Annotated in this window: 21 protein-coding genes; 4 read left to right on the top strand and 17 right to left on the bottom strand. The window is 72.1% G+C overall.

From position 1 onward, the window contains the following. Window positions 1-23 precede the first annotated feature (23 nt). From ACW62_RS25275 to ACW62_RS25260, 4 genes are all read right to left on the bottom strand, one after another. The gene (locus ACW62_RS25275; RefSeq protein ID WP_053206886.1) at window positions 24-953 is read right to left on the bottom strand and encodes an alpha/beta fold hydrolase; all 930 of its coding nucleotides are present in this window, start codon (window positions 951-953) and stop codon (window positions 24-26) included. Continuing rightward, window positions 950-1,363: a phage holin family protein gene (locus ACW62_RS25270; RefSeq protein ID WP_053206885.1), complete on the bottom strand. Its 414-nt coding sequence runs from the start codon at window positions 1,361-1,363 to the stop codon at window positions 950-952. The genes ACW62_RS25275 and ACW62_RS25270 overlap by 4 nt, the downstream gene beginning before the upstream one ends. A gap of 122 nt (window positions 1,364-1,485) precedes the next feature. Further along, window positions 1,486-2,769 carry a Na+/H+ antiporter NhaA gene (gene nhaA / locus ACW62_RS25265; protein WP_053206884.1) on the bottom strand — a complete coding sequence of 428 codons (1,284 nt, stop codon included), beginning with the start codon at window positions 2,767-2,769 and terminating at the stop codon, window positions 1,486-1,488. Between the two features lie 94 nt (window positions 2,770-2,863). Continuing rightward, window positions 2,864-3,340: a pyridoxamine 5'-phosphate oxidase family protein gene (locus ACW62_RS25260; protein WP_053206883.1), complete on the bottom strand. Its 477-nt coding sequence runs from the start codon at window positions 3,338-3,340 to the stop codon at window positions 2,864-2,866. A gap of 64 nt (window positions 3,341-3,404) precedes the next feature. Here ACW62_RS25260 and ACW62_RS25255 point away from each other — a divergent pair, with 64 nt between their 5' ends. After that, complete coding sequence (locus ACW62_RS25255; RefSeq protein ID WP_053206882.1) at window positions 3,405-4,370, top strand: helix-turn-helix transcriptional regulator; 966 nt, start codon at window positions 3,405-3,407, stop codon at window positions 4,368-4,370. 4 nt (window positions 4,371-4,374) lie between these two features. On the opposite strand, the gene ACW62_RS25250 is transcribed toward ACW62_RS25255, so the two are convergent. Then, window positions 4,375-5,301: a LysR family transcriptional regulator gene (locus ACW62_RS25250; RefSeq protein WP_053206881.1), complete on the bottom strand. Its 927-nt coding sequence runs from the start codon at window positions 5,299-5,301 to the stop codon at window positions 4,375-4,377. Between the two features lie 70 nt (window positions 5,302-5,371). Between ACW62_RS25250 and ACW62_RS25245 the strand changes: the two genes are divergently transcribed. Further along, entirely contained in the window at window positions 5,372-6,520 is a 1,149-nt protein-coding gene (locus ACW62_RS25245) for a TDT family transporter (protein WP_053206956.1), read from the top strand. Window positions 6,521-6,547: 27 nt separating this feature from the next. On the opposite strand, the gene acs is transcribed toward ACW62_RS25245, so the two are convergent. The 3 genes from acs to ACW62_RS25230 form a co-directional block, all read right to left on the bottom strand. Next, window positions 6,548-8,509, bottom strand: a complete 1,962-nt coding sequence (gene acs / locus ACW62_RS25240; protein ID WP_053206880.1) for an acetate--CoA ligase — start codon at window positions 8,507-8,509, stop codon at window positions 6,548-6,550. Between the two features lie 141 nt (window positions 8,510-8,650). Then, the gene (locus ACW62_RS25235; protein WP_053206879.1) at window positions 8,651-10,267 is read right to left on the bottom strand and encodes a solute symporter family protein; all 1,617 of its coding nucleotides are present in this window, start codon (window positions 10,265-10,267) and stop codon (window positions 8,651-8,653) included. Then, a complete protein-coding gene (locus ACW62_RS25230) occupies window positions 10,267-10,554 on the bottom strand; it encodes a DUF485 domain-containing protein (RefSeq protein ID WP_083460167.1) in 288 nt (95 codons plus the stop codon). The genes ACW62_RS25235 and ACW62_RS25230 overlap by 1 nt, the downstream gene beginning before the upstream one ends. Window positions 10,555-10,889: 335 nt before the next feature. Here ACW62_RS25230 and ACW62_RS25225 point away from each other — a divergent pair, with 335 nt between their 5' ends. Next, window positions 10,890-11,510, top strand: coding sequence for a nucleotidyltransferase domain-containing protein (locus tag ACW62_RS25225; RefSeq protein WP_053206877.1), 621 nt, complete (start codon window positions 10,890-10,892; stop codon window positions 11,508-11,510). A gap of 82 nt (window positions 11,511-11,592) precedes the next feature. Next, on the top strand, window positions 11,593-11,925 hold the full coding sequence (locus ACW62_RS25220; RefSeq protein WP_205629588.1) for a hypothetical protein: 333 nt from the start codon (window positions 11,593-11,595) through the stop codon (window positions 11,923-11,925). Here ACW62_RS25220 and ACW62_RS25215 read toward each other — a convergent pair. The 9 genes from ACW62_RS25215 to ACW62_RS25175 are packed head-to-tail and all read right to left on the bottom strand — an operon-like array spanning window position 11,882 to window position 19,692. Then, window positions 11,882-13,609: a sodium/solute symporter gene (locus ACW62_RS25215; protein ID WP_053206876.1), complete on the bottom strand. Its 1,728-nt coding sequence runs from the start codon at window positions 13,607-13,609 to the stop codon at window positions 11,882-11,884. The two genes, ACW62_RS25220 and ACW62_RS25215, sit on opposite strands and share 44 nt — an antisense overlap. After that, window positions 13,606-13,968 carry a hypothetical protein gene (locus tag ACW62_RS25210; protein WP_053206875.1) on the bottom strand — a complete coding sequence of 121 codons (363 nt, stop codon included), beginning with the start codon at window positions 13,966-13,968 and terminating at the stop codon, window positions 13,606-13,608. Before ACW62_RS25210 ends, ACW62_RS25215 begins: the two co-directional genes overlap by 4 nt. Continuing rightward, on the bottom strand, window positions 13,965-14,699 hold the full coding sequence (locus tag ACW62_RS25205) for a LytR/AlgR family response regulator transcription factor (protein ID WP_053206874.1): 735 nt from the start codon (window positions 14,697-14,699) through the stop codon (window positions 13,965-13,967). Before ACW62_RS25205 ends, ACW62_RS25210 begins: the two co-directional genes overlap by 4 nt. A gap of 10 nt (window positions 14,700-14,709) precedes the next feature. Continuing rightward, window positions 14,710-15,036: a type II toxin-antitoxin system PemK/MazF family toxin gene (locus ACW62_RS25200; protein WP_053206873.1), complete on the bottom strand. Its 327-nt coding sequence runs from the start codon at window positions 15,034-15,036 to the stop codon at window positions 14,710-14,712. After that, window positions 15,036-15,272: a hypothetical protein gene (locus ACW62_RS25195; protein ID WP_053206872.1), complete on the bottom strand. Its 237-nt coding sequence runs from the start codon at window positions 15,270-15,272 to the stop codon at window positions 15,036-15,038. Before ACW62_RS25195 ends, ACW62_RS25200 begins: the two co-directional genes overlap by 1 nt. A gap of 43 nt (window positions 15,273-15,315) precedes the next feature. Next, window positions 15,316-16,497 carry a sensor histidine kinase gene (locus ACW62_RS25190; protein WP_053206871.1) on the bottom strand — a complete coding sequence of 394 codons (1,182 nt, stop codon included), beginning with the start codon at window positions 16,495-16,497 and terminating at the stop codon, window positions 15,316-15,318. A 57-nt stretch (window positions 16,498-16,554) separates the two neighbouring features. Continuing rightward, complete coding sequence (locus ACW62_RS25185) at window positions 16,555-17,361, bottom strand: ABC transporter ATP-binding protein (protein WP_053206870.1); 807 nt, start codon at window positions 17,359-17,361, stop codon at window positions 16,555-16,557. Next, window positions 17,354-18,469 (bottom strand): FecCD family ABC transporter permease, encoded by a 1,116-nt coding sequence (locus ACW62_RS25180; protein ID WP_240477416.1) that lies wholly within the window; start codon window positions 18,467-18,469, stop codon window positions 17,354-17,356. Before ACW62_RS25180 ends, ACW62_RS25185 begins: the two co-directional genes overlap by 8 nt. Beyond that, entirely contained in the window at window positions 18,466-19,692 is a 1,227-nt protein-coding gene (locus tag ACW62_RS25175; protein ID WP_083460155.1) for a FecCD family ABC transporter permease, read from the bottom strand. Before ACW62_RS25175 ends, ACW62_RS25180 begins: the two co-directional genes overlap by 4 nt. Between the last annotated feature and the right edge of the window lie 34 nt (window positions 19,693-19,726).

The following is a 19,726-nucleotide window of genomic DNA, read 5'->3' as shown; positions in this document are numbered from 1 at the left end:
CACGAACGTCGACGATCATACGGTCAGTCGGTCCGGTCGCGCTGCTTCTCCAGCCAGTCCAGCAGCGCGTCGGTGACGGCGTCCGGCGTCTCCTCGTGCGGGAAGTGCCCGGCCGCCTCCAGCGACAGCCAGTGGTATTCGCCGGCCACCAGCTCGCGCGACGCCGCCGCCAGCTCGATGTCGAAATTGGAGTCCTGGACGCCGTGTACCTGCAGCACCGGCATGGTGAGCGGGTCCTGGACGCGCTTGGCGAACCGGCGGCCGTCGCCGCGGAACAGCGAGCGGAACAGCCAGCGCTGGTACTCCAGCGCGCAGTGCGGGGCCGGCCACAGCTGCATGGCCGCGCGGTAGTGGCGCGACGCTTCGTCGTCGGGGAACGTCGACCCCGGTGCCGACCAGCGCCGCAGCAGCGTCTCGACGTGCGCGCCGTCGTCGGCGATGAGCCGCCGCTCCGGCGCCATCGGGGTCTGCACCCAGGCCAGCGAGCCGCTGCGCCGGAGCCGGCCCTTCAGCAGGTGCCGGCGCAGGACCAGCGGATGCGGCATCGACAGCACGGCGAGCGCGTCGACGTGCGCGGGCCGCATCGCCGCCGCCGTCCACGCACCGTAGGCGCCCCAGCCGTGCCCGACGAGCACCGCGCGGCGCTCGCCGAGCGAGAGGATCGCGCTGGTGATGTCGGCGGCGAAGGTGAACGCGTCGTACCCGCGCGGGGTCTTGTCGCTGCCACCGGTGCCGCGCAGGTCGAGGGCGACGGCGCGCCAGCCGGCCGCGGCGAGCGCGGGCAGCTGGTGCCGCCAGGCCCACCAGAACTCCGGGAACCCGTGCAGGAGCAGGACGAGGGGGCCGTCCCCCATCTCCGCCGCATGGAACTGCGCGCCGTTGGCGGCGACGGTCCGATGCGTCCAGGGGCCGGGGATCTCGACCGTCTGGCGATGTGCGTCGTTGGTGATCACGTGCTGTTGCTGGACCTCTTCAGAGCGTGGGCGGCCGCGCGGGCGGTGGTCTTCGTCCGCTCGGCCTTGGAGATCCTGCCGAATCGGCCCCGGGCCACCAGCAGCAGGAGGAGTGCGACGAGTAGGTAGAACCCGGTGACCACGAGGAACGACCAGCCGAGGCCGAGTCCGAGCGCGTGGACGCCGTATACCAGGGCGAACGAGCCGAGGATCGCCATCAGCAGGCCGAGGAGCGCGGCCGCCGCGATCAGGCCGACACCGAGTCCGGCCTCCTTGGCGTCCTGCTTCAGCTCGGCCTTCGCCAGCTCGATCTCGTCCCGGACCAGCCCGGTGAGGTCGTCCTTGATGGAGGCCACGAGCTGGCCGATGGAGGCCGAGCCGTCGGCCTCACTGGTTGCCCGCGCGGCCATCCGGAACCCCCTCGTCGCAGTAGTCACGAATCACGTCGGCCCCGGCGGCGGGCTGCCGGCGTGGCCTCGACTTCGACTCTAGAGCAGGTCGGCAGGCATGGGCGCCTAGACGGGCCGACGGGTCACGGCTGAGTACCCCGCTCCTCGGCCTGGTAGACGTCCGGGATGCCGTCGTGATCGTCGTCGCGCGACTCCTCCTCGGCCAGCCGCTTGTAGATGACGTTGCGCCGCCCGAGCACGATGGTGGCCAGCACCGCCGCCAGCAGCGAACCGACCAGCACCGCCATCTTGACCAGCTCCGCGTTGTGCGCGTCGTCGCGGAAGGCCAGCTCGCCGATCAGCAGCGACACGGTGAAGCCGATGCCCGCGATGGTCGCGAGGCCGAATACGTCGCCCCAAGTCAGGTCGTTGCTGAGCTCGGCCCGGGTGAACCGCGCGGTGAGGTAGGTGCCGCCGAAGATGCCGACGGCCTTGCCGACGACCAGTCCGAGCGCGACGCCCAGCGCCACGGGCTGCGTGAACACCTCGCGCAGGGAGTCCGACGAGATCGTGACGCCCGCGGCGAACAGCGCGAAGATCGGCACGCAGAACACGGCGGAGAACGGCCGCACGCGGTGCTCGATGCGCTCGGCCGGGGCCTGCGCCTCGCCCTCCTTGCGGTGCGCGCGGGTCAGCAGGCCGAACGCGACGCCGACGACGGTGGCATGCACGCCGCTCTCGTGCATGAGCGTCCACGCGACCACGCCCATCGGCACGTACAGCCACCAGGCGGTGATGTCGCGGCGCTGCATGAGGTCGTATGCGACCAGAATGGCGGCGGCGCCCAGCAGCGGCCAGATGCGCAGGTCGGTGGTGAAGAAGATCGCGATCAGCAGGATCGCCAGCAGATCGTCGACGACGGCCAGCGTCAGCAGGAACGCCCGCAGCGCCGACGGCAGCCGTGACCCGATGACGGCCAGCACGGCCAGCGCGAACGCGATGTCGGTGGCCGTCGGCACCGCCCAGCCCGTCATCGGGCCGCCGCCGATGCCGTTGACGATGACGTACACGAGGATCGGGCCGGCCATGCCGCAGACCGCCGCGATGATCGGCAGCGCCGCCTCGGCCGGCCGGCGCAGGCTGCCGACGACCAGCTCGCGCTTCAGCTCCAGCCCGGCGACCAGGAAGAAGATCGCCAGCAGGCCGTCGGCCGCCCATGTCGCGAGGTCGAGGTCGAGGTGCAGCGCCGACGGGCCGATGGTCGCCGTGCTCAGCGCCTCGTAGGAGTCGGTGCCGATGTTCGCCCAGACGATGGCGGTGGCAGCGGCCACCAGCATGAGGAACCCGCCGGTGGTCTCGCTGCGCAGCACGGACGCGACGTACTGGGCCTCGGGCCAGGTGGAGCGGGCGAACAGACGGCGGGGCACGGCGTCACCTCATCTGGTGGTGGGCATGGCGATGTCACGCCGACCAGACTTCCCGGCACACCGATGGACATTTTAGCGGGTCCGCGGCGCCCCTTCAGCCGCGGGCGAATGTCTGTACCGGTTGTCCGGGCCGCCAGAGCGTGATCGCCATGCCCGTGCGGGTGTCGTTCAGGCCGGCCAGCACCACCTCGTCGATGCCCAGCCGGAACAGGTGGAACGGTCCCGGCGGCACGGCGCCCTCGCGCGCGGTGCGGTACGCCTCCATCTCCGCGCCGACGACCTCGACCGCTCGGCCGGAGATCTTCACGTCCGGCACCGTCATCGATCCGTCGCCGGGGTTGTTGTGCACCGCGTAGCGCGGGTCGCGCTGCAGGTCGTGCGCCTTGCGGGCCTCGGGCATCGAGCCCAGCGTGAGATGGTCGCCGTCGAAGGCGACCTCGGTGCCGCAGACCCGCGGCGAGCCGTCCGCTCGCAGTGTCGCGAGGACATGGTGCTTGGTGGCCGTGAGTTGTGTGCGCACGATCGCCGCCAGCTCGGGTACTTCGTCGTCGAACTGCTTCCAGGTCGTCATAACCCTTATGCTGCCGGTCCATTGCTGACATCCGCTGTCAGTGTTCTGGCGTAGGTTCGATCCCGTGAGAGCCAGCAGGTTGATGGCGATGATGCTGCTGCTGCAGCAGCGGCGCACCATGACGGCGGCCGAGGTGGCCGACGAGCTCGAGGTGTCGGTCCGCACGGTGTACCGCGACATCGCGGCGCTCCAGGCCTCCGGCGTCCCGCTGTGGACGGAGTCGGGGCCGGGCGGCGGCGTCAGGCTGGTCGAGGGCTGGCGCACGACGCTCGACGGTCTCACCGGCGACGAGGCGGCCGCGCTGTTCGTCGGCGGCGTCCCGAGCGCGGTGGCGGATCTCGGGCTGGGCACGGTTCTCGTCGCGGCGCAGACGAAGGTCATCGCGATGCTGCCGCCCGAGTTGCGCGGCCGCGCCGCCCGCCTGCGCGAGCGCTTCCACGTCGACGCGCCCGGCTGGTTCGGCGAGGTCGCGCCGCCGGAGGCGTTGGCCACGGTGTCCGACGCGGTGTGGTCCGGCCGCCAGCTCGACGTCTCGTACCGGCGCTCCGACCGGACGGTGTCGCGGCTGCTCGACCCGCTCGGCCTCGTGCTCAAGGCCGGCACCTGGTACCTCGTCGCGGCGCACCGGGAGCAGGTGCGTACGTACCGCGTGAGCCGCATCGACGCCGCCGCCGTGCGGCCCGACGCCGCCTGGCGCCCGGACGACTTCGACCTCGGCGGCTGGTGGGCGGCGTCGTCGGCGCAGTTCGACCGGTCGCTGCTGCGGTACCGGTGCCGCGTCCGGCTGTCCGCGCCGGCGCTGCGGCGGCTGCACACGGCGGTCGGCGCCCTGGCGGCGACGCGCGCCCGCGACGCCGCGTCCGACCCTGACGCGGACGGCTGGTCCGAGACCGACCTGTGGACCGAGTCCGAGCAGGTCGCCGCCTCCCAGCTGTTCGCCCTGATGACCGGCGTCGAGGTGCTCGAGCCCGTCTCCTTGCGCGCCGCCCTCCGCTCCGTCGCCCTCGAGGTGGCGGCCAGGAACGCGTGAGCCGTCAGCGCGGGCGGGCGCGGACCCCGCGATGGGCGATGGCCGACAACTCCAGCGCCGGTCCGATCAGCCGGCGCCCGCGGCGGTGGACCATGCGCAGGTCGCGGGTGAGGTCGAGGTCCCGGACGGGGACCGCCACGACGGTGCGAGCGGCGAGGTCCGCGGCCACGGCCAGCGAGCTGAGGACGGCGGGAGCGACGCCCTCCGCGACGGCGGTCTTGATCGCCGTGGTGGACGGGAGCTCCAGCAGCGGCGGTGCCACCGCGACGTCCGTCGCCGAGCCGACGGCGCGCTCGAGGTGGCGGCGCGTGCCGGAGCCGCGTTCCCGGCTGACCAGCGGCGTGGCGGCGAGCTCCGCCGGTGTGATGCCGGACCGGCGCCGGGCCCACGGGTGGCCGGGCGCGACGATCACCGTCAGCTCGTCCCGGGCGACCCGCCGGCTGGTCAGCCCGGCGGGGACCTGCGGGCCTTCGACGAACCCGAGCTCGACCTCGTCGTCCAGCACGGCCCGGGCGACGTCGTCGGAGTTGCCCGCGACCAGCGCCACGGCGATGTCCGGCGCGGCTGCCTGCAGGGCCACCAGCCAGTGCGGAAGCAGGTACTCGGCGACGGTCAGGCTGGCAGCCACCCGCAGCCGGCTGTGCGCGCCGACGCGCAACGACCGCAGGCCGGCGTCCATGGCCGCGGCGGCGTCGACGGCCGCACGGGCCCAGTCCGCCACCAGCGCCCCGTGCTCGGTCAGGCGGGACCCGCGCGCGGAGCGGTCCAGCAGGCGCAGTCCGAGCTTGCGCTCCAGATGGCTCAGGCGCGCGCTGGCCGCCGGCTGCGTCACGTCGTGCGCCCGCGCGGCGGCTCCGACGCTACCCAGGCGGGCCACCGACAGCAGCAGGTCGAAGGTCGCGAGATCGCTCACGCGGGGAGACAACGGCATAAGGCGAGCCTATGAGGCCATCGGCGATCCGGCTCTACCGGGCGGCCGCGTGCTGCGTGACGGTGGGACCATGACGGCCGACGGCACCACCGGGACTCGCTGGCCGGCCGGCCCCCGCCGGCCCCTCGGCCTGCTGCGCGAGCTCGACCACCCCGCCCGGGTGTTCGAGCACCTCGGCCCGAACTGGTTCGCCTCGGTCATGGGCACCGGCATCGTGGCCGTCGCCGCGGCCGGCCTGCCGGTGCAGCCGCCGGGACTACGCCCGGCCGCGACGGTGGTGTGGGCGCTCGCCGCGGCCTGGCTGCTGGTGCTCACCGCGGCCTGGGCCGTGCACTGGACCCGGCACCGCGACCGCGCCAAGGGCCACGCCGCGAACCCCGTGCTGGCGCACTTCTGGGGTGCCCCGGCGATGGCGCTGCTCACCGTGGGCGCCGGCACTCTGGCGCTGGGACGGGACTGGATCGGCCACCAGGCGTCGGTCGCCGTCGCGGTCGCGCTGTGGTCCGCCGGCACCCTGCTGGGGCTGCTCACGTCCGTCTGGATTCCCTACCGCGCGATGACCGGGCACACCGTCACGGCAGACGCCGCCTTCGGGGGGTGGCTCATGCCGGTGGTCCCGCCGATGGTCTCCGCCGCCACCGGAGCCGCGCTGATCCCGCACGTGCCGGCCGGCCAGCCCCGGCTCACCCTGCTCGTCGCCTGCTACGCGATGTTCGGCGCCAGCCTGATCGCCGGCCTCGTCCTCATCACCCAGATCTGGGCCCGGCTGATGCACCACGGCGCGGGCGCGGCGGTCATGGCGCCGACCCTGTGGATCGTGCTCGGCCCGCTGGGACAGTCGGTGACCGCCGCGAACCTGCTCGGCGACGTCGCGGCCGCCGCGCTGCCCCGTCCGTACGCCACCGGCGCGGAGGTCTTCGGGGTCCTGTACGGCCTGCCCGCCTGGGGGTTCGCGATGCTGTGGCTCGCGCTCGCCGCGGCGCTGACCCTGCGCGCCGCCCGGTCGGAGCTGCCATTCGCGCTGACCTGGTGGAGCTTCACCTTCCCGGTCGGCACCTGCGTCACCGCGGCCAGCACCCTGGCCCTGCGCCTGAACTCGACGGCGTTGACCGTCGCCGCCGTCGCGCTGTTCGTCCTTCTCCTCGCCGCCTGGGCCACCGTCGCGACCCGCACCGTTCGCGCCGGCGCCCGCGGCACGCTGTTCCTGCCCCCGCGATGAACCTCGCGGGGGCAGGACGTCGCGGCGTCAGTCCTCGGACGAGTCCTTCGACAGGCCGTCGCTGATGAGGTTCATCACCGTCGGGTCGGCCAGCGTCTGGACGTCGCCCAGCTCGCGGTTCTCGGCGACGTCGCGCAGCAGGCGGCGCATGATCTTGCCGGACCGGGTCTTCGGCAGCTCCGCCACGATCATGATCTGCCGCGGCTTGGCGATCGGGCCGATCTCCTTGGCCACGTGGTTGCGCAGCTCCTGGACGACGTCGGCGCCGCCGTCGCCCGCGGCGGTGCGCAGGATGACGAACGCGACGATGCCCTGGCCGGTGGTCGGGTCGGTGGCGCCGACGACGGCGGACTCGGCCACCTTCGGATGCGACACCAGCGCCGACTCGACCTCCGTCGTGGAGATGCGGTGGCCCGACACGTTCATGACGTCATCGACGCGGCCGAGCAGCCAGATGTCGCCGTCGTCGTCCTTCTTGGCACCGTCGCCGGCGAAGTAGCTGCCCTCGAAGCGCGACCAGTAGGTGTCGATGAAGCGCTGGTCGTCGCCCCAGATGGTGCGCAGCATGGACGGCCACGGCTCGGTGAGCACGAGGTAGCCGCCGTGGCCGTCGGGCACCACGTTGCCGGCGTCGTCGACCACGTCGGCCACGATGCCCGGCAGCGGCGTCTGCGCCGAGCCCGGCTTGGCGGCGGTGACGCCGGGCAGCGGGCTGATCATCATGGCGCCGGTCTCGGTCTGCCACCACGTGTCGACGACGGGGGTGCTGTCGCCGCCGATGACGCGGCGGTACCAGATCCACGCCTCCGGGTTGATCGGCTCGCCGACGCTGCCCAGGACGCGCAGCGACGAGAGGTCGCGGCGGCCGGGGATCTCGTCGCCCTGCTTCATGAACGTGCGGATGGCCGTCGGTGCGGTGTACAGGATGCTGACCTTGTACTTCTCGACGATGTCCCACCAGCGGCCGGCCTCGGGGAAGTCGGGCGTGCCCTCGTACATCACCTGCGTGGCGCCGTTGGCCAGCGGCCCGTAGACGATGTAGCTGTGCCCGGTGACCCAGCCGACGTCGGCCGTGCACCAGTACACGTCCGTCTCGGGCTTGAGGTCGAAGACGTTGAGGTGGGTATACGCCGACTGCAGCAGGTAGCCGGCCGACGTGTGCTTGATGCCCTTGGGCTTCCCGGTGGTGCCGGACGTGTACAGGATGTACAGCGTGTCCTCGGCGTCGTGCGGCTGCGGGTCGTGCTGGCCGGACTGGCGGTCGACGATGTCGTGCCACCACACGTCGTGGCTGTCGTCCCAGGCGACCTCCTGCTCGGTGCGCCGCACGACCAGCACCTTCTCGATGGACGGCGACTTCGCGACGGCTTCGTCGACGGCCGGCTTCAGCGCCGACGGCTTACCCCGCCGGAACCCGCCGTCGGCCGTGATGACCAGCTTGGCCTGCGCGTCCTCGATGCGGCTGCGCAGCGCCTCGGCCGAGAACCCGCCGAACACCACCGAGTGGATGGCGCCGATGCGGGCGCAGGCCAGCATCGCGATGGCCGCCTCGGGGATCATCGGCAGGTAGATCGCGACCCGGTCGCCGTGGCCGACGCCCAGCTCCGTCAGCGCGTTGGCGGCCTTGGAGACCTCGCGCTGCAGGTCGGCGTAGGTCAGCGTGCGGCTGTCGCCGGGCTCGCCCTCCCAGTAGATGGCGACGCGGTCGCCGTGGCCGGCCTCGACGTGCCGGTCGACGCAGTTGTAGGCGACGTTGAGCTTGCCGCCGACGAACCACTTCGCGAACGGCGGGTTGCTCCAGTCGAGGACCTGGGACCACTCGGTGTCCCAGCTCAGCAGCTCACGAGCCTGGCGCTCCCAGAACGCCAGGCGGTCCGCCGCGGCCTCCTCGTACAGGTCTGCTTTGGCGTTGGCCTGAGCGGCGAACTCCGCGGACGGGGGAAAGCTCCGGTCCTCGTGTAGCAGATTGGAGAGAGCGTCATTGGTCACGTTCGGTCTGCTCCTCGTGTCAGTGATCCTGGGCAACCGCGACTGCCCGGCGGCGCATCGGGGCGCGCTGCCGTCTAACCTCACCATCGCATGGCCCTGCTGGGCAAGGACGACAAGGGTCGGCGGCAGCGCGCTCCGGTGTCAGTGCGCGGAGGTGGCCCTCTCGGCCCCGGCGCCGGTCAGGGACCGGACTTCCATCTCGGCGTACTTGGCCTTGTTGTATTCCTTGGACAGCCGGGCGCCCAGGAAACCGAACAAGAATCCGGCCGGGATCGAGATGATGCCGGGGTTGTCGAGCGGGAACCAGTGGAAGTCGACGTCCTGCAGCATCGACGGGCTGCGGCCGGTCGCCGGGTTCACCGGCTTGCCCGACACCACCGGCGAGAACACGATCAGCGTCACCGCCGTGGCCAGGCCGCCGTAGATGCTCCACACCGCGCCCCGGGTGTTGAACCGCCGCCAGAACAGCGAGTACAGGATCACCGGCAGGTTCGCGCTGGCGGCGACGGCGAACGCGAGCGCCACGAGGAACGCGATGTTCTGGCCGTTGGCGAAGATGCCGCCGACGATGGCCACCGCGCCGATGACGACGGCGGTGATGCGGGCGACCCGCACCTCGTCGTTCGGCTCCACCTCGCCCTTCTTGATGACGTTGGCGTACACGTCGTGCGCGAACGAGGCCGACGCGGTGATCGTCAGGCCCGCCACGACGGCGAGGATGGTCGCGAACGCAACGGCCGCGATGACGCCGAGCAGGATTGTCCCGCCCAGCTCGTAGGCCAGCAGCGGGGCCGCGGAGTTCACGCCGCCCGGTGCGCCCAGGATCTCCTCCGGGCCGACCAGCGCGCCCGCGCCGTACCCGAGCACCAGCGTCAGCAGGTAGAACAGCCCGATCAGCGCGATCGCCCACGTCACGCTGTGCCGGGCGTCGCGCGCCGTCGGCACCGTGTAGAAGCGCATCAGGACGTGCGGCAGGCCGGCGGTGCCGAGCACCAGGGCCAGCGCCAGCGAGATGAAGTCCAGCTTCGACGTGTCGGACGCGCCGTACTGGTTCATCGGGTCCAGCAGGCCGGCGGCGCCGCCCGCGCTGTCGACGGCCGCGCCGAGCAGCTGCGACAGGTTGAAGTCGTGCTGCGCCAGCACCCAGATCGTCATGACGAACGCGCCGGTGATCAGCAGCACCGCCTTGACGATCTGCACCCAGGTGGTGCCCTTCATGCCGCCCACCAGGACGTAGAACACCATCAGCGCACCCACGACGGCGATGACGACGCCCTGCCCGCCGCGGTCGGTCACGCCCAGCAGCAGCGCGACGAGGCCGCCGGCGCCGGCCATCTGGGCCAGCAGGTAGAAGAACGACACCGCGAGCGTCGACGTCGCGGCCGCCATCCGCACCGGGCGCTGCCGCATCCGGAACGACAGCACGTCCGCCATCGTGAACCGGCCGGTGTTCCGCAGCAGCTCGGCGACCAGCAGCAGCGCGACCAGCCACGCCACCAGGAAGCCGATGGAGTACAGGAAGCCGTCGTAGCCGTAGATGGCGATGGCCCCGGCGATGCCGAGGAACGACGCGGCGGACAGGTAGTCACCGGCGATCGCGATGCCGTTCTGCTGGCCGGTGAACGCCCGGCCGCCGGCGTAGAAGTCCGCCGCGGTCTTGTTGTTCTTCGACGCCCGCAGCACGATGACCAGCGTGACCGCGACGAACAGCGCGAAGATCGTGATGTTGACGCCGGGACTGCCGACATGGGTCTCCATCAGCGCGCCCCCTCCAGCTCGTCACGGATCTGCTTGGCGATCGGGTCCAGGTTCCGGTTGGCGTGCCGGACGTACAGCCACGTGATCAGGAACGTCGACGCGAACTGGCCGAGACCGAACAGCAGGCCGACATTGATGTTGCCGACCACCCGCTGCGACATGAAGTCGACTGCGTACGTCGACAGCAGCACGTACAGCAGGTACCAGGCCAGGAAGGCCGCGGTCATGGGGAACGCGAAGTTGCGGAACCGCCGGCGCAGCTCGGCGAACTCCGGGCTGGCCTGCATGCGCTCGTATTCGTCGGCGGTGGGCAGGGCGCGTTCGGGCGGGGGTGTCTCGAGACTGGCCACGCTCCGACCTCCTCGTCGTCATGTGGTCCGGCTCACAGTGATCCGGTTGTGGGGCGCCACGGTAGGGCGGCGCGCTCCGGCCTCGGGAGATGCCGCACGGAGGCGTGCGGTGAGCGGTTCGAGCCTGCGGCGTGCGGGTCCACGCCCTGCGACGAACGGTCGATGAGCTGCGACGAACGGTCGTCCGGATCCACGCCGCTAGGCGAACAATAGTGGGGATAACTGTACTATTGTTGGTGTGGAGCAACAATAGTTGGCACACGGAGGACCTCATGCAGTTGTCGCAGCCGCTGGCCGTGGTGACGCCGACCCTCGACGGCCCGGTGCTGACGGCTCTCGCCCTGGCCGACCGCGCCTTCACCACCGGGCAACTCGGGCGAGTGCTGGGCCGAGGGTCTGCGGAAGGCATCCGCAAGGTCCTGCACCGGCTGACCGAGCAAGGGGTCGTCGCGGCGGAACGGGTCGGGCCGGCGGTCAGTTACCGGCTGAACCACCACCACCTCGCGGCACAACACATCATCGGCCTGGCGAACCTGCGAAGCACCTTCCTGAGCCGGATCGAACAGAAGCTCGCCGGTTGGGAACAGCGGCCCGTGTATGCCGCCGTGTTCGGCTCGGCCGGTCGGGGCGAGATGAGACCGGACAGCGACATCGACCTGCTACTGGTCCGCGCGAATGACACCGACGAGACGATCTGGGAGCAGCAGGTGGGCGACCTCGTCGAATCGGTCGTGGGGTGGACGGGCAATGACGTCAGGCCGCTGGAGTACACCGTCGCCGAACTGGGCCCGTCGCGAGGCGAGCCCGTGCTACGCGAGGTCCTGCGGACGGGTTTGACCATCGCAGGCGATCGATCCTGGCTGGGCAGGCGACTGCGACCGGGGACGGTCTGAGCGATGGGAACACGTTCGTGCTCGGCCGCGATGCTTCCTCCAAGCAGCCGACGACATCGAACTGCTCGACGACATCGAGCAGTTGAACGATGCTGTCGTCACGCTCTACGTGCATGCGGGTATCGCCGCGTCGGACGTCATCTGCTGTGCGCGGCTCGGGCAGCATTCGACGGGGGAGAACCATGCCGAGGCGATCGGACTGCTGAAGGCCGCCGACTCCGGGTCGAGCGGGCACCTCGCCGCGCTCCTGTCGATGAAGACGAAGGCCGGCTACAGCCACCTGGGCGCAAGCGCGGCCGATGTCAGGAAGGCGGCACGCGCCGCCGCGCGACTGCTCGAGTCGGCGCGCGGCCGGACAAAGCTGACCGGCGTCACGTGCGCCAGCGGTCCTCGGGGTCCCAGTCGCCGCGGTTGAGGTCGAGGTTCTCGGGGGTGTGCAGGCGGACCATGGTGCGGTTGACGCCCGGCGCCATGTGCTGCCGCGTCGCCAGCGACACGGCGATCATGACGAGGAAGGCGAGCGGCATCGTCCAGGCGGCCGGCTGGGCGAGGAGGGCGCCGATCCACCCGGACTGCGGCCCGCCGAGGATCGTCACGACGACGGCGACGGTGGAGGCGCCGCCGCCGACCAGCAACCCCGCCACGGCGCCCGGCCAGGTCAGCCGCCGCCACCAGATGCCGAGCAGCAGCAGTGGGCAGAACGACGACGCCGCGACGGCGAAGGCGAGGCCGACCACGTCGGCGATCCCGAGGAACGGGCTGGTCAACGCGAGCCCGATCGGGACCAGTAGCGCCAGGAACGCGCCCAGCCGGAACCCGGTGACGGGGTTGCGGACCCGCGCGTGCAGCAGGTCCTGCGACAGCACGCCGGCCACCGACACCGTCAGCCCCGACGACGTCGACAGGAACGCCGCGAACGCGCCCGCCGTCACGAGCATCGACAGCGCCTCGCCCGCCACCCCGTCGATCAGCCGCCCGGGCAGCACCAGCACGACGGCGTCCGTCCGCCCGGTCAGCAGCAGCTCCGGCGTGTACAACCGGCCCAGCGCGCCGTACAACCCGGGCAGCACGTAGAACACGCCCAGCAGCCCGAGCACCGCCAGCGTCGTCCGCCGCGCGGCCCGTCCGTCGGGGTTGGTGTAGAACCGCACCAGCACGTGCGGCAGCCCCATCGTGCCGAAGAACAGCGCGATGATCAGCGAGTACGTCCCGTACAGCGGATGGTCGCCGCCCGAGGTCAGCGGCAGCGCCCACGCCTCGCCGGTCATCGGTGTCAGCGACGACGCGTGCGGGATCGGCGCGCCGGCCGGGAAGTCCAGCACGGTCCCGGCCTCGATGTCGTGCGACCCCTCCTCGAGCACCAGCGGTGACCCGTCCGCCGTCACCACCACCCGCGACGGCACGTCCACCGTCACGTCGATGGTGACCTCGACCGACGTCGGCTGCTCGAACACCGGCTCGCCCGGGGCCGCCAGCTCGGGCCGTCCGTCGCCGGACCACACCAGCAGCAGGAAGATCACCGGCACCAGCAGCGCGGTCAGCTTCAGCCAGTACTGGAACGCCTGGACGAACGTGATGCTGCGCATGCCGCCGCCGAGCACGCTCACCAGCACGACGACCGCGACGACGACGGGACCGGCCCACTGCGGCGCCCCGGTGACGGTGCGCAGCGTCAGCCCGGCGGCCTGGAACTGCGGCAGCAGGTACAGCCAGCCGATCGTGACGACGAGGATGCTGGCCACTCGCCGCGCCGCCGCCGACTCCAGCCGCGCCTCGGCGAAGTCGGGCAGCGTGTACGCCCCGGATCGCCGCAGCGGCGCCGCCACCAGCACCAGCAGCATGAGGTACCCGGCGGTGTAGCCGACCGGGAACCACAGCATGTCGGTCCCGTACGCCAGCACCAGCCCGGCCACGCCCAGGAACGACGCCGCGGACAGGTACTCGCCGCCGATCGCCGACGCGTTCCACCACGGCGTCACCGTGCGGGAAGCGACGTAGAAGTCGCTGGTCGTGCGCGCCGCGCGGACGCCGTAGATGCCGATCAGCACCGTCGCGACCGCCGTCAGGACGACCGCGACGATGCCCGCGGTCGTGCTCACCGGCGGTTCACCATGTCGCCGAAGTCGCGCTCGACCCGTTCGGCCGCGCGGATGTAGAACCAGGCGGCCGCGACCAGTGCCGGGTAGACCAGACCGCCGAGGACCAGCCACGGCAGCGGCACGCCGGCCAGCTCGATCGCGTTGACCCGCGGGGCGACGGCGAACAGCAGCGGCAGCGTCGCCAGCAGCCCCAGCACGACGCCGGCGACGGCCAGGCTGAGCCGCAGCTGGGCGCGCAGCAGCGCCCGCATGTACACCTCGCCGAGCTGCGTCTGCGCGTCGATCTCCGCGGTGACGGCGCGACGGCGGGCCGGTGGCCGGCGCCGCCGCGGTCCGGTGACGGTGACGCGCTCGGTCATCGGGTTCCGCCGGCCCGCCGGACCAGCCGGTCACGCAGCTCACGCGTGTGCCGGCGGCTCACCGGCAGCGTGGTGTCGCCGATGACGACGGTGTACCGCCCGGCGTCGGCGCGCAGCTCCTCGATGGACGTCAGCGCGACCAGGTAGCTGCGGTGGATGCGGACGAACCCGACCGGCGCCCAGCGGTCCTCCAGCGTCGCGAGCGGCATCCGCAGCAGGTGGCTGCCGCCGTCGGCGGTGTGCAGCCGCGCGTAGTCGCCCTGAGCGCTGACGTAGGCGACCTCGCTGCGCCGGATGAACCGGGTGACGCCGCCCAGCTCGACCGAGATGGTCTCGTCGTCCCCGTCGTCGCCGGCCGCCCGCGCGTCACTCACCGCGTCCGTCGCCCGCCGGATCGCCTCGAACAGCCGCTCGCGCCGGTACGGCTTCATCACGTAGTCGACGGCGTTGAGGTCGAACGCGGCCACGGCGTGGTCGTCGTACGCCGTGACGAAGACGACGGCGGGCGGACGGCGGAACCGGGCCAGCACGCGGGCGAGGTCGAGGCCGGACAGGCCGGGCATCCGGATGTCGAGGAAGACGGTGTCGACGTGCTGCTGCTCGAGCAGACGCAGCGCCGCCGCACCGTCACCGGCCGTCAGCACCTGGCCGACGTGCTCGTTCTGCTCCAGCAGGTAGGCGAGCTCGGCCAGCGCCGGTGGCTCGTCATCGACCGCCAGAACGCTGAGCATGGCGGCGAGGTTACAGGCCGAGGTACACCCGGACCAGGCTCTCGATGCGGTACATCTCCTCCTCCGAACACAGCCCTCGCCGCTCGATGAACTGCTCCTTCTTCACCTGCCGCAGGTAGGTCGCGTCGGCATAGGATGGCTGAGAACCGGTCAGCCCGGCCTTGTCGAGACGGACATGCGTCACGGCGGGGCCGCGGGTGCCGGTGATCGGGACGACCGTGAGGTGCCCGAGTCGCTCGTTGAGGCCGGCGGCCGAGAGCACGACCGCGGAGTGCACGCCGACCACGGCTATGTCCGCGTCCCAGATCTCCCCGCGCTTGGGGAGCCAGCCCGACATCAGCGGTCGATGCCGGCGGGCAGCGGAGCCTGCTTCCCGCCGTAGTACTCGGCGATCCCGTCGGCCATGCGCTGCTCATCCGCGCGCCGGTGCAGCATGGTTAGGGCTTCGCGGACGATCTCGCTGCGGCCGTTCAAGCCGAACACTTCGGCGTCCTGCTCCAGATCGCGAGCCAGCTTGGTGGGGATGCGAGCCTGCCAGACCTCGCTCTTGGCGAGGCGCTTCTCCATGGTCACGTGTATAGATTGCGTCGCATGATGCGTGTGCGTCCACCGGACGCTAGGTCGCGTGCACGCCGGGGCGGTACTTGGGCACTCGCAGGCTGACCTTCGTCCCGGCGCCGTGCGCGGTCTCGATGACCAGGCCGTACTCGTCGCCGAAGACGGCGCGCAGCCGCTCGTCGACGTTGCCGAGGCCGACCCGGTCGCCGGCGTCGCCGGTGAGCAGGCCGCGGGCCAGCTCCGGGTCCATGCCGACGCCGTCGTCGTCGATGCTGATCAGGGCCTCGTTGCCGGCGTCCTCGGCGATGATCGTGATGTGGCCGGGGTCGGCGTGGCCCTCCAGCCCGTGCCGGACGGCGTTCTCGACCAGCGGCTGCAGGCACAGGAACGGGACGGCGACGGGCAGCACCTCGGGCGCGACCCGCAGCGTCACCGAGAGCCGGTCGCCGAAGCGCGCCTTCTCCAGCGTCAGGTACCGCTCGATCGAGCGCAGTTCCTCGGCCAGCGTCGTGAAGTCGCCGTGCCGCCGGAACGAGTACCGGGTGAAGTCGGCGAACTCCAGCAACAGCTCGCGGGCGTGCTCGGGGTCGGTGCGGACGTACGACGCGATGGCGCCGAGCGCGTTGTAGATGAAGTGCGGTGAGATCTGCGCCCGCAGCGCCCGGATCTCCGCCTCGGCCAGCTTGGCCCGCTCGCGGTCGAACTCGGCCAGCTCCAGCTGACCGGACACGAACCGGGCGACCTCCTCGACGGCGCGGACGAGCCCGGCGGACGGCCTCGTCGATGTGTACGCGATCAGCGCGCCGGCCACCCGCTCGTCGGTCGTCAGGGCGGCGGCGACGGCGTGCCGGATGGGGCAGTCGAGCCGGTCGCACTCCACGACGGGCGGGCCGAGGACGTCGGTGTTGCCGTCGAGCGCGCGGGCCGCATGCCGCCGGACGTCGTGCACGTGCTGGTTCGCGCCGGCGCCGTCCCACGTCACGACGTCGTCACCGTCCGTGAGCGCCATGGCGGGCGTCGCCAGTAGCTCGCGCAGGTGCCGGACCGCCTTGTCGGCGCCCGCGGCCAGCCCGGCCCGCAGCTCCGGTGAGGCGAGGCTCGTCGTGTGCAGGATCCGGTACGTCGTCTGGTCCTCGGTGGTGCCCAGCACCAGCCGCGAGCGAACCAGCCGGGTCAGCAGCACGGCGGCCAGCGACACCGCGACGACCGCCACGGCGACGACGATGACCGGCTGCTCCATGCACCGGACCCTACTGGGGCGGCGACGACCCCCCGGGCCGCTCAGCGGCCGCCGAGCTCACGCGGTGGTGACGACCCGCTGCTTCGCGGCGGGGATGACCAGCGGCGTCCCGGTCTCGGGGTCGTCGATGATGCGGCAGGCCAGCCCGAACACGTCGCGCACCAGCGTCTCGTCGACAATGGCCGACGGCGCGCCCTCGGCGACGATCTCGCCGTCGCGCATCGCGATCAGGTGGGTCGCGTAGCGGCAGGCGTGGTTGAGGTCGTGCAGGACGGCGACCAGCGTGCGGCCGTGCGACACGTGCAGGTCGTGGCAGAGGTCGAGCACCTCGATCTGGTGCGCGATGTCGAGGAACGTCGTCGGCTCGTCCAGCAGCAGGATCGGCGTCTGTTGCGCCAGCACCATCGCCAGCCAGACCCGCTGCCGCTGCCCGCCGGACAACTCGTCCACCCGGCGGTGCCGCAGGTCGGTGATGCCGGTGTTCGCCATCGCGTCCGCGACCGCCTCGGTGTCGGCCGCGGACCACTGCCGGAACAGCCGCTGGTGCGGGTACCGGCCGCGCGAGACGAGGTCGGCGACGGTGATGCCCTCGGGCGCGATCGACGACTGCGGCAGCAGCCCGAGCCGGCGCGCCGCCTCCTTCGTCGAGTACTGGGTGATCAGCTGGCCGTCCAGGTGCACGGCGCCGGCCGACGGCTTGAGCATGCGGGCGAGTGCGCGCAGCAGCGTCGACTTGCCACACGCGTTCGGCCCGACGATGACCGTGAACGACCCGTCCGGGATCGACACGGACAGCTCGCGGGAGATGACCCGCTCGTCGTACGCGAGCGTGAGGTCGTTCCCGTGCAGCCGGGGTTCAGACATGGTTGCGCCGCCCTTCTCGCGCGAGGAGCCAGACGAGGTACACGCCGCCGATGCACACCGTCACCACGCCGACCGGCAGCGGTGTCGGCAGCACCCATTGGGCGACGAGGTCACTGACGCCCAGCAGTGCGGCGCCCATCAGCGCGGCCGCGCCGGTCGCCGCGCCGGACGCCCCGGTCAGCCGCCGGGCCAGGTGTGGTGCCGACAGCGCGATGAACGCGATCGGCCCCGCCGCCGCGACGGCGATGGCCGCGAGCACCGTCGCGGCGAGCAGCATGCCCAGCCGCGTCCGCTCCGCGTTGACACCGAGGCCCGTCGCCGCCTCGTCGCCCATCTCGATCAGCCGCATCGGCCGCGACAGGACGGCGAGCATCGGCGTGACCAGCGCGACGCCGACGCCGACGGCGATGACGTGGTCCCAGGCCCGGGTGTTCAGCGAGCCGGTGAGCCAGATCTGCGCGCTGGCCGCCTGGATCAGCTCCGCGCGCATCAACATGTAGTGGACCGCCGACGTCAGCATGGCGCCGGCGGCGATGCCGACGAGGATCAGCCGGAAGCCCTGGACGCCGCGCTTGTACGCCAGCAGGTAGACGGCGATCGCGGTGGCCAGCCCGCCGATGACGGCGCCGCCGGCGACCTGCAGCATGCTGCCGCCCGTCACCAGGATTACGAACACCGCGCCGGCCGACGCGCCGGAGGTGAAGCCGATCACGTCCGGGCTGCCCAGCGGGTTGCGCGAGAGGCTCTGGAACACCGCGCCGGACGCGCCCAGCGCGCCGCCGACCAGGAACGCCACCAGCACGCGTGGCAGCCGGCGGCCGTTGACGATGAAGTCGGCCAGCGGGTCCGGCGGGTTGCCGAACAACGTCCGGACCACGTCGCCCGGCGAGATGGTGAAGTCGCCGACCGCAAGCGACGTCAGGAACACCGCGATCAGCAGCGCGACGAGTAGCCCGCACATCAGTACGACGCGGCGGTCGAAGCGGACGGACAACTCGCCCGGCCCGCGCAGCACGTAGCCGGTGGGCGACAGGTCGGTCGGCGCGACCGTGATCCGCCGGGTCGCCCGGCCCGCGTCGGCCGGGGCGGGCGTCGTCGGGGCGGTCACGAGGCCACCATCCGGCGGCGGCGCACCAGCGCGATCAGCACCGGCCCGCCGATGACCGTCGTGACGATGCCGACCTGCAGCTCGCCGGTCGACAGCACCACCCGGCCGACGATGTCCGACGCCAGCAGCAGGATCGGCGAGACGACCAGACAGAACGGCAGGATCCAGCGTTGGTCGGGTCCGGTGAACGCGCGCACGATGTGCGGCACGATCAGCCCGACGAACGCGACCGGGCCCATCGCCGCGGTCGCCGCGCCGCACAGCAGCGTCACCGCCAGCACGCCGATCACGCGGGCCAGCAGCACGTTCACGCCGAGCGCCGCCGCGGTGTCGTCGCCGAGCGCCATCGCGTCCAGAGTGCGGGCCAGTCCCAGCGCCAGCAGCACTCCGACCACGATGAAAGGCAGCACCGACCCGACGGTCTCGACGTCGCGCCCGGCCAGCGACCCGACCTGCCAGAACCGGTAGACGTCGAGCACCTCCGGGTCCATGATCACCATCGCCTGGGTGAACCCGAGCAGCACCGCCGCCAGCGCGATGCCGGACAGCGCCAGCCGCACCGGCGACGCCTGCCCCCGTCCCAGCGAGGCCAGCGCATAGACGACGACGCTGGCCAGCGCCGCGCCGCCGAACGCGAACCAGATGTAGCCGTACAGGCTCATCGAGCCGAACAGCGTCACGCCGAGCACGACGGCGAACGCGGCACCGGCGTTGACGCCGAGGATGCCGGGGTCGGCCAGCGGGTTGCGGGTGAGCGCCTGCATGAGCGTGCCGGCCAGGCCGAGCGCGATGCCGCAGATCACGCCGAGCAGCGTCCGGTTGACCCGCATGTCTCCGACGATGACCTGGTTATTCGCGTCTCCGGAGTCGAACAGCGCCCGCACGACCTCGTCCAGCGGGATGTACTTCGCACCGATCGCGATGCTGGCCAGGCAGGTCACGGCCAGCACGACCACGCAGACGCCCAGCCACAGCAGGCGGCCGCGGGTCGTGCGCACCAGCCCGGCGGCCGCCCTCGCGGCGTCGTCGGTCGTGGAGGCGGCGCTGGTCGGATCGGCGGTGCCGGTCGCTGCGCTGCCGGAACCGGTCGTGCCGGCGGCGCGGGCGCTCTCCCGGGCGGTGCTGCCGGAGCCGTCCCGGGCGGTGCTGCCGGAGCCGGAGCCGGTCGCGGCGGTGCTGCTGCCGGACGGCTCGGGCGGCCGGGCGACGGCGGGTGCGGGCATGAGCAGAGGCTAGCCTTACCTACCCGGGCCGCGC

This window comes from Jiangella muralis (assembly GCF_001270745.1).
Taxonomy (GTDB): Bacteria; Actinomycetota; Actinomycetes; order Jiangellales; family Jiangellaceae; genus Jiangella; species Jiangella muralis.
Note: the sequence above shows the minus strand (reverse complement) of the source record. Positions and strands in the feature narration are given on the sequence as shown.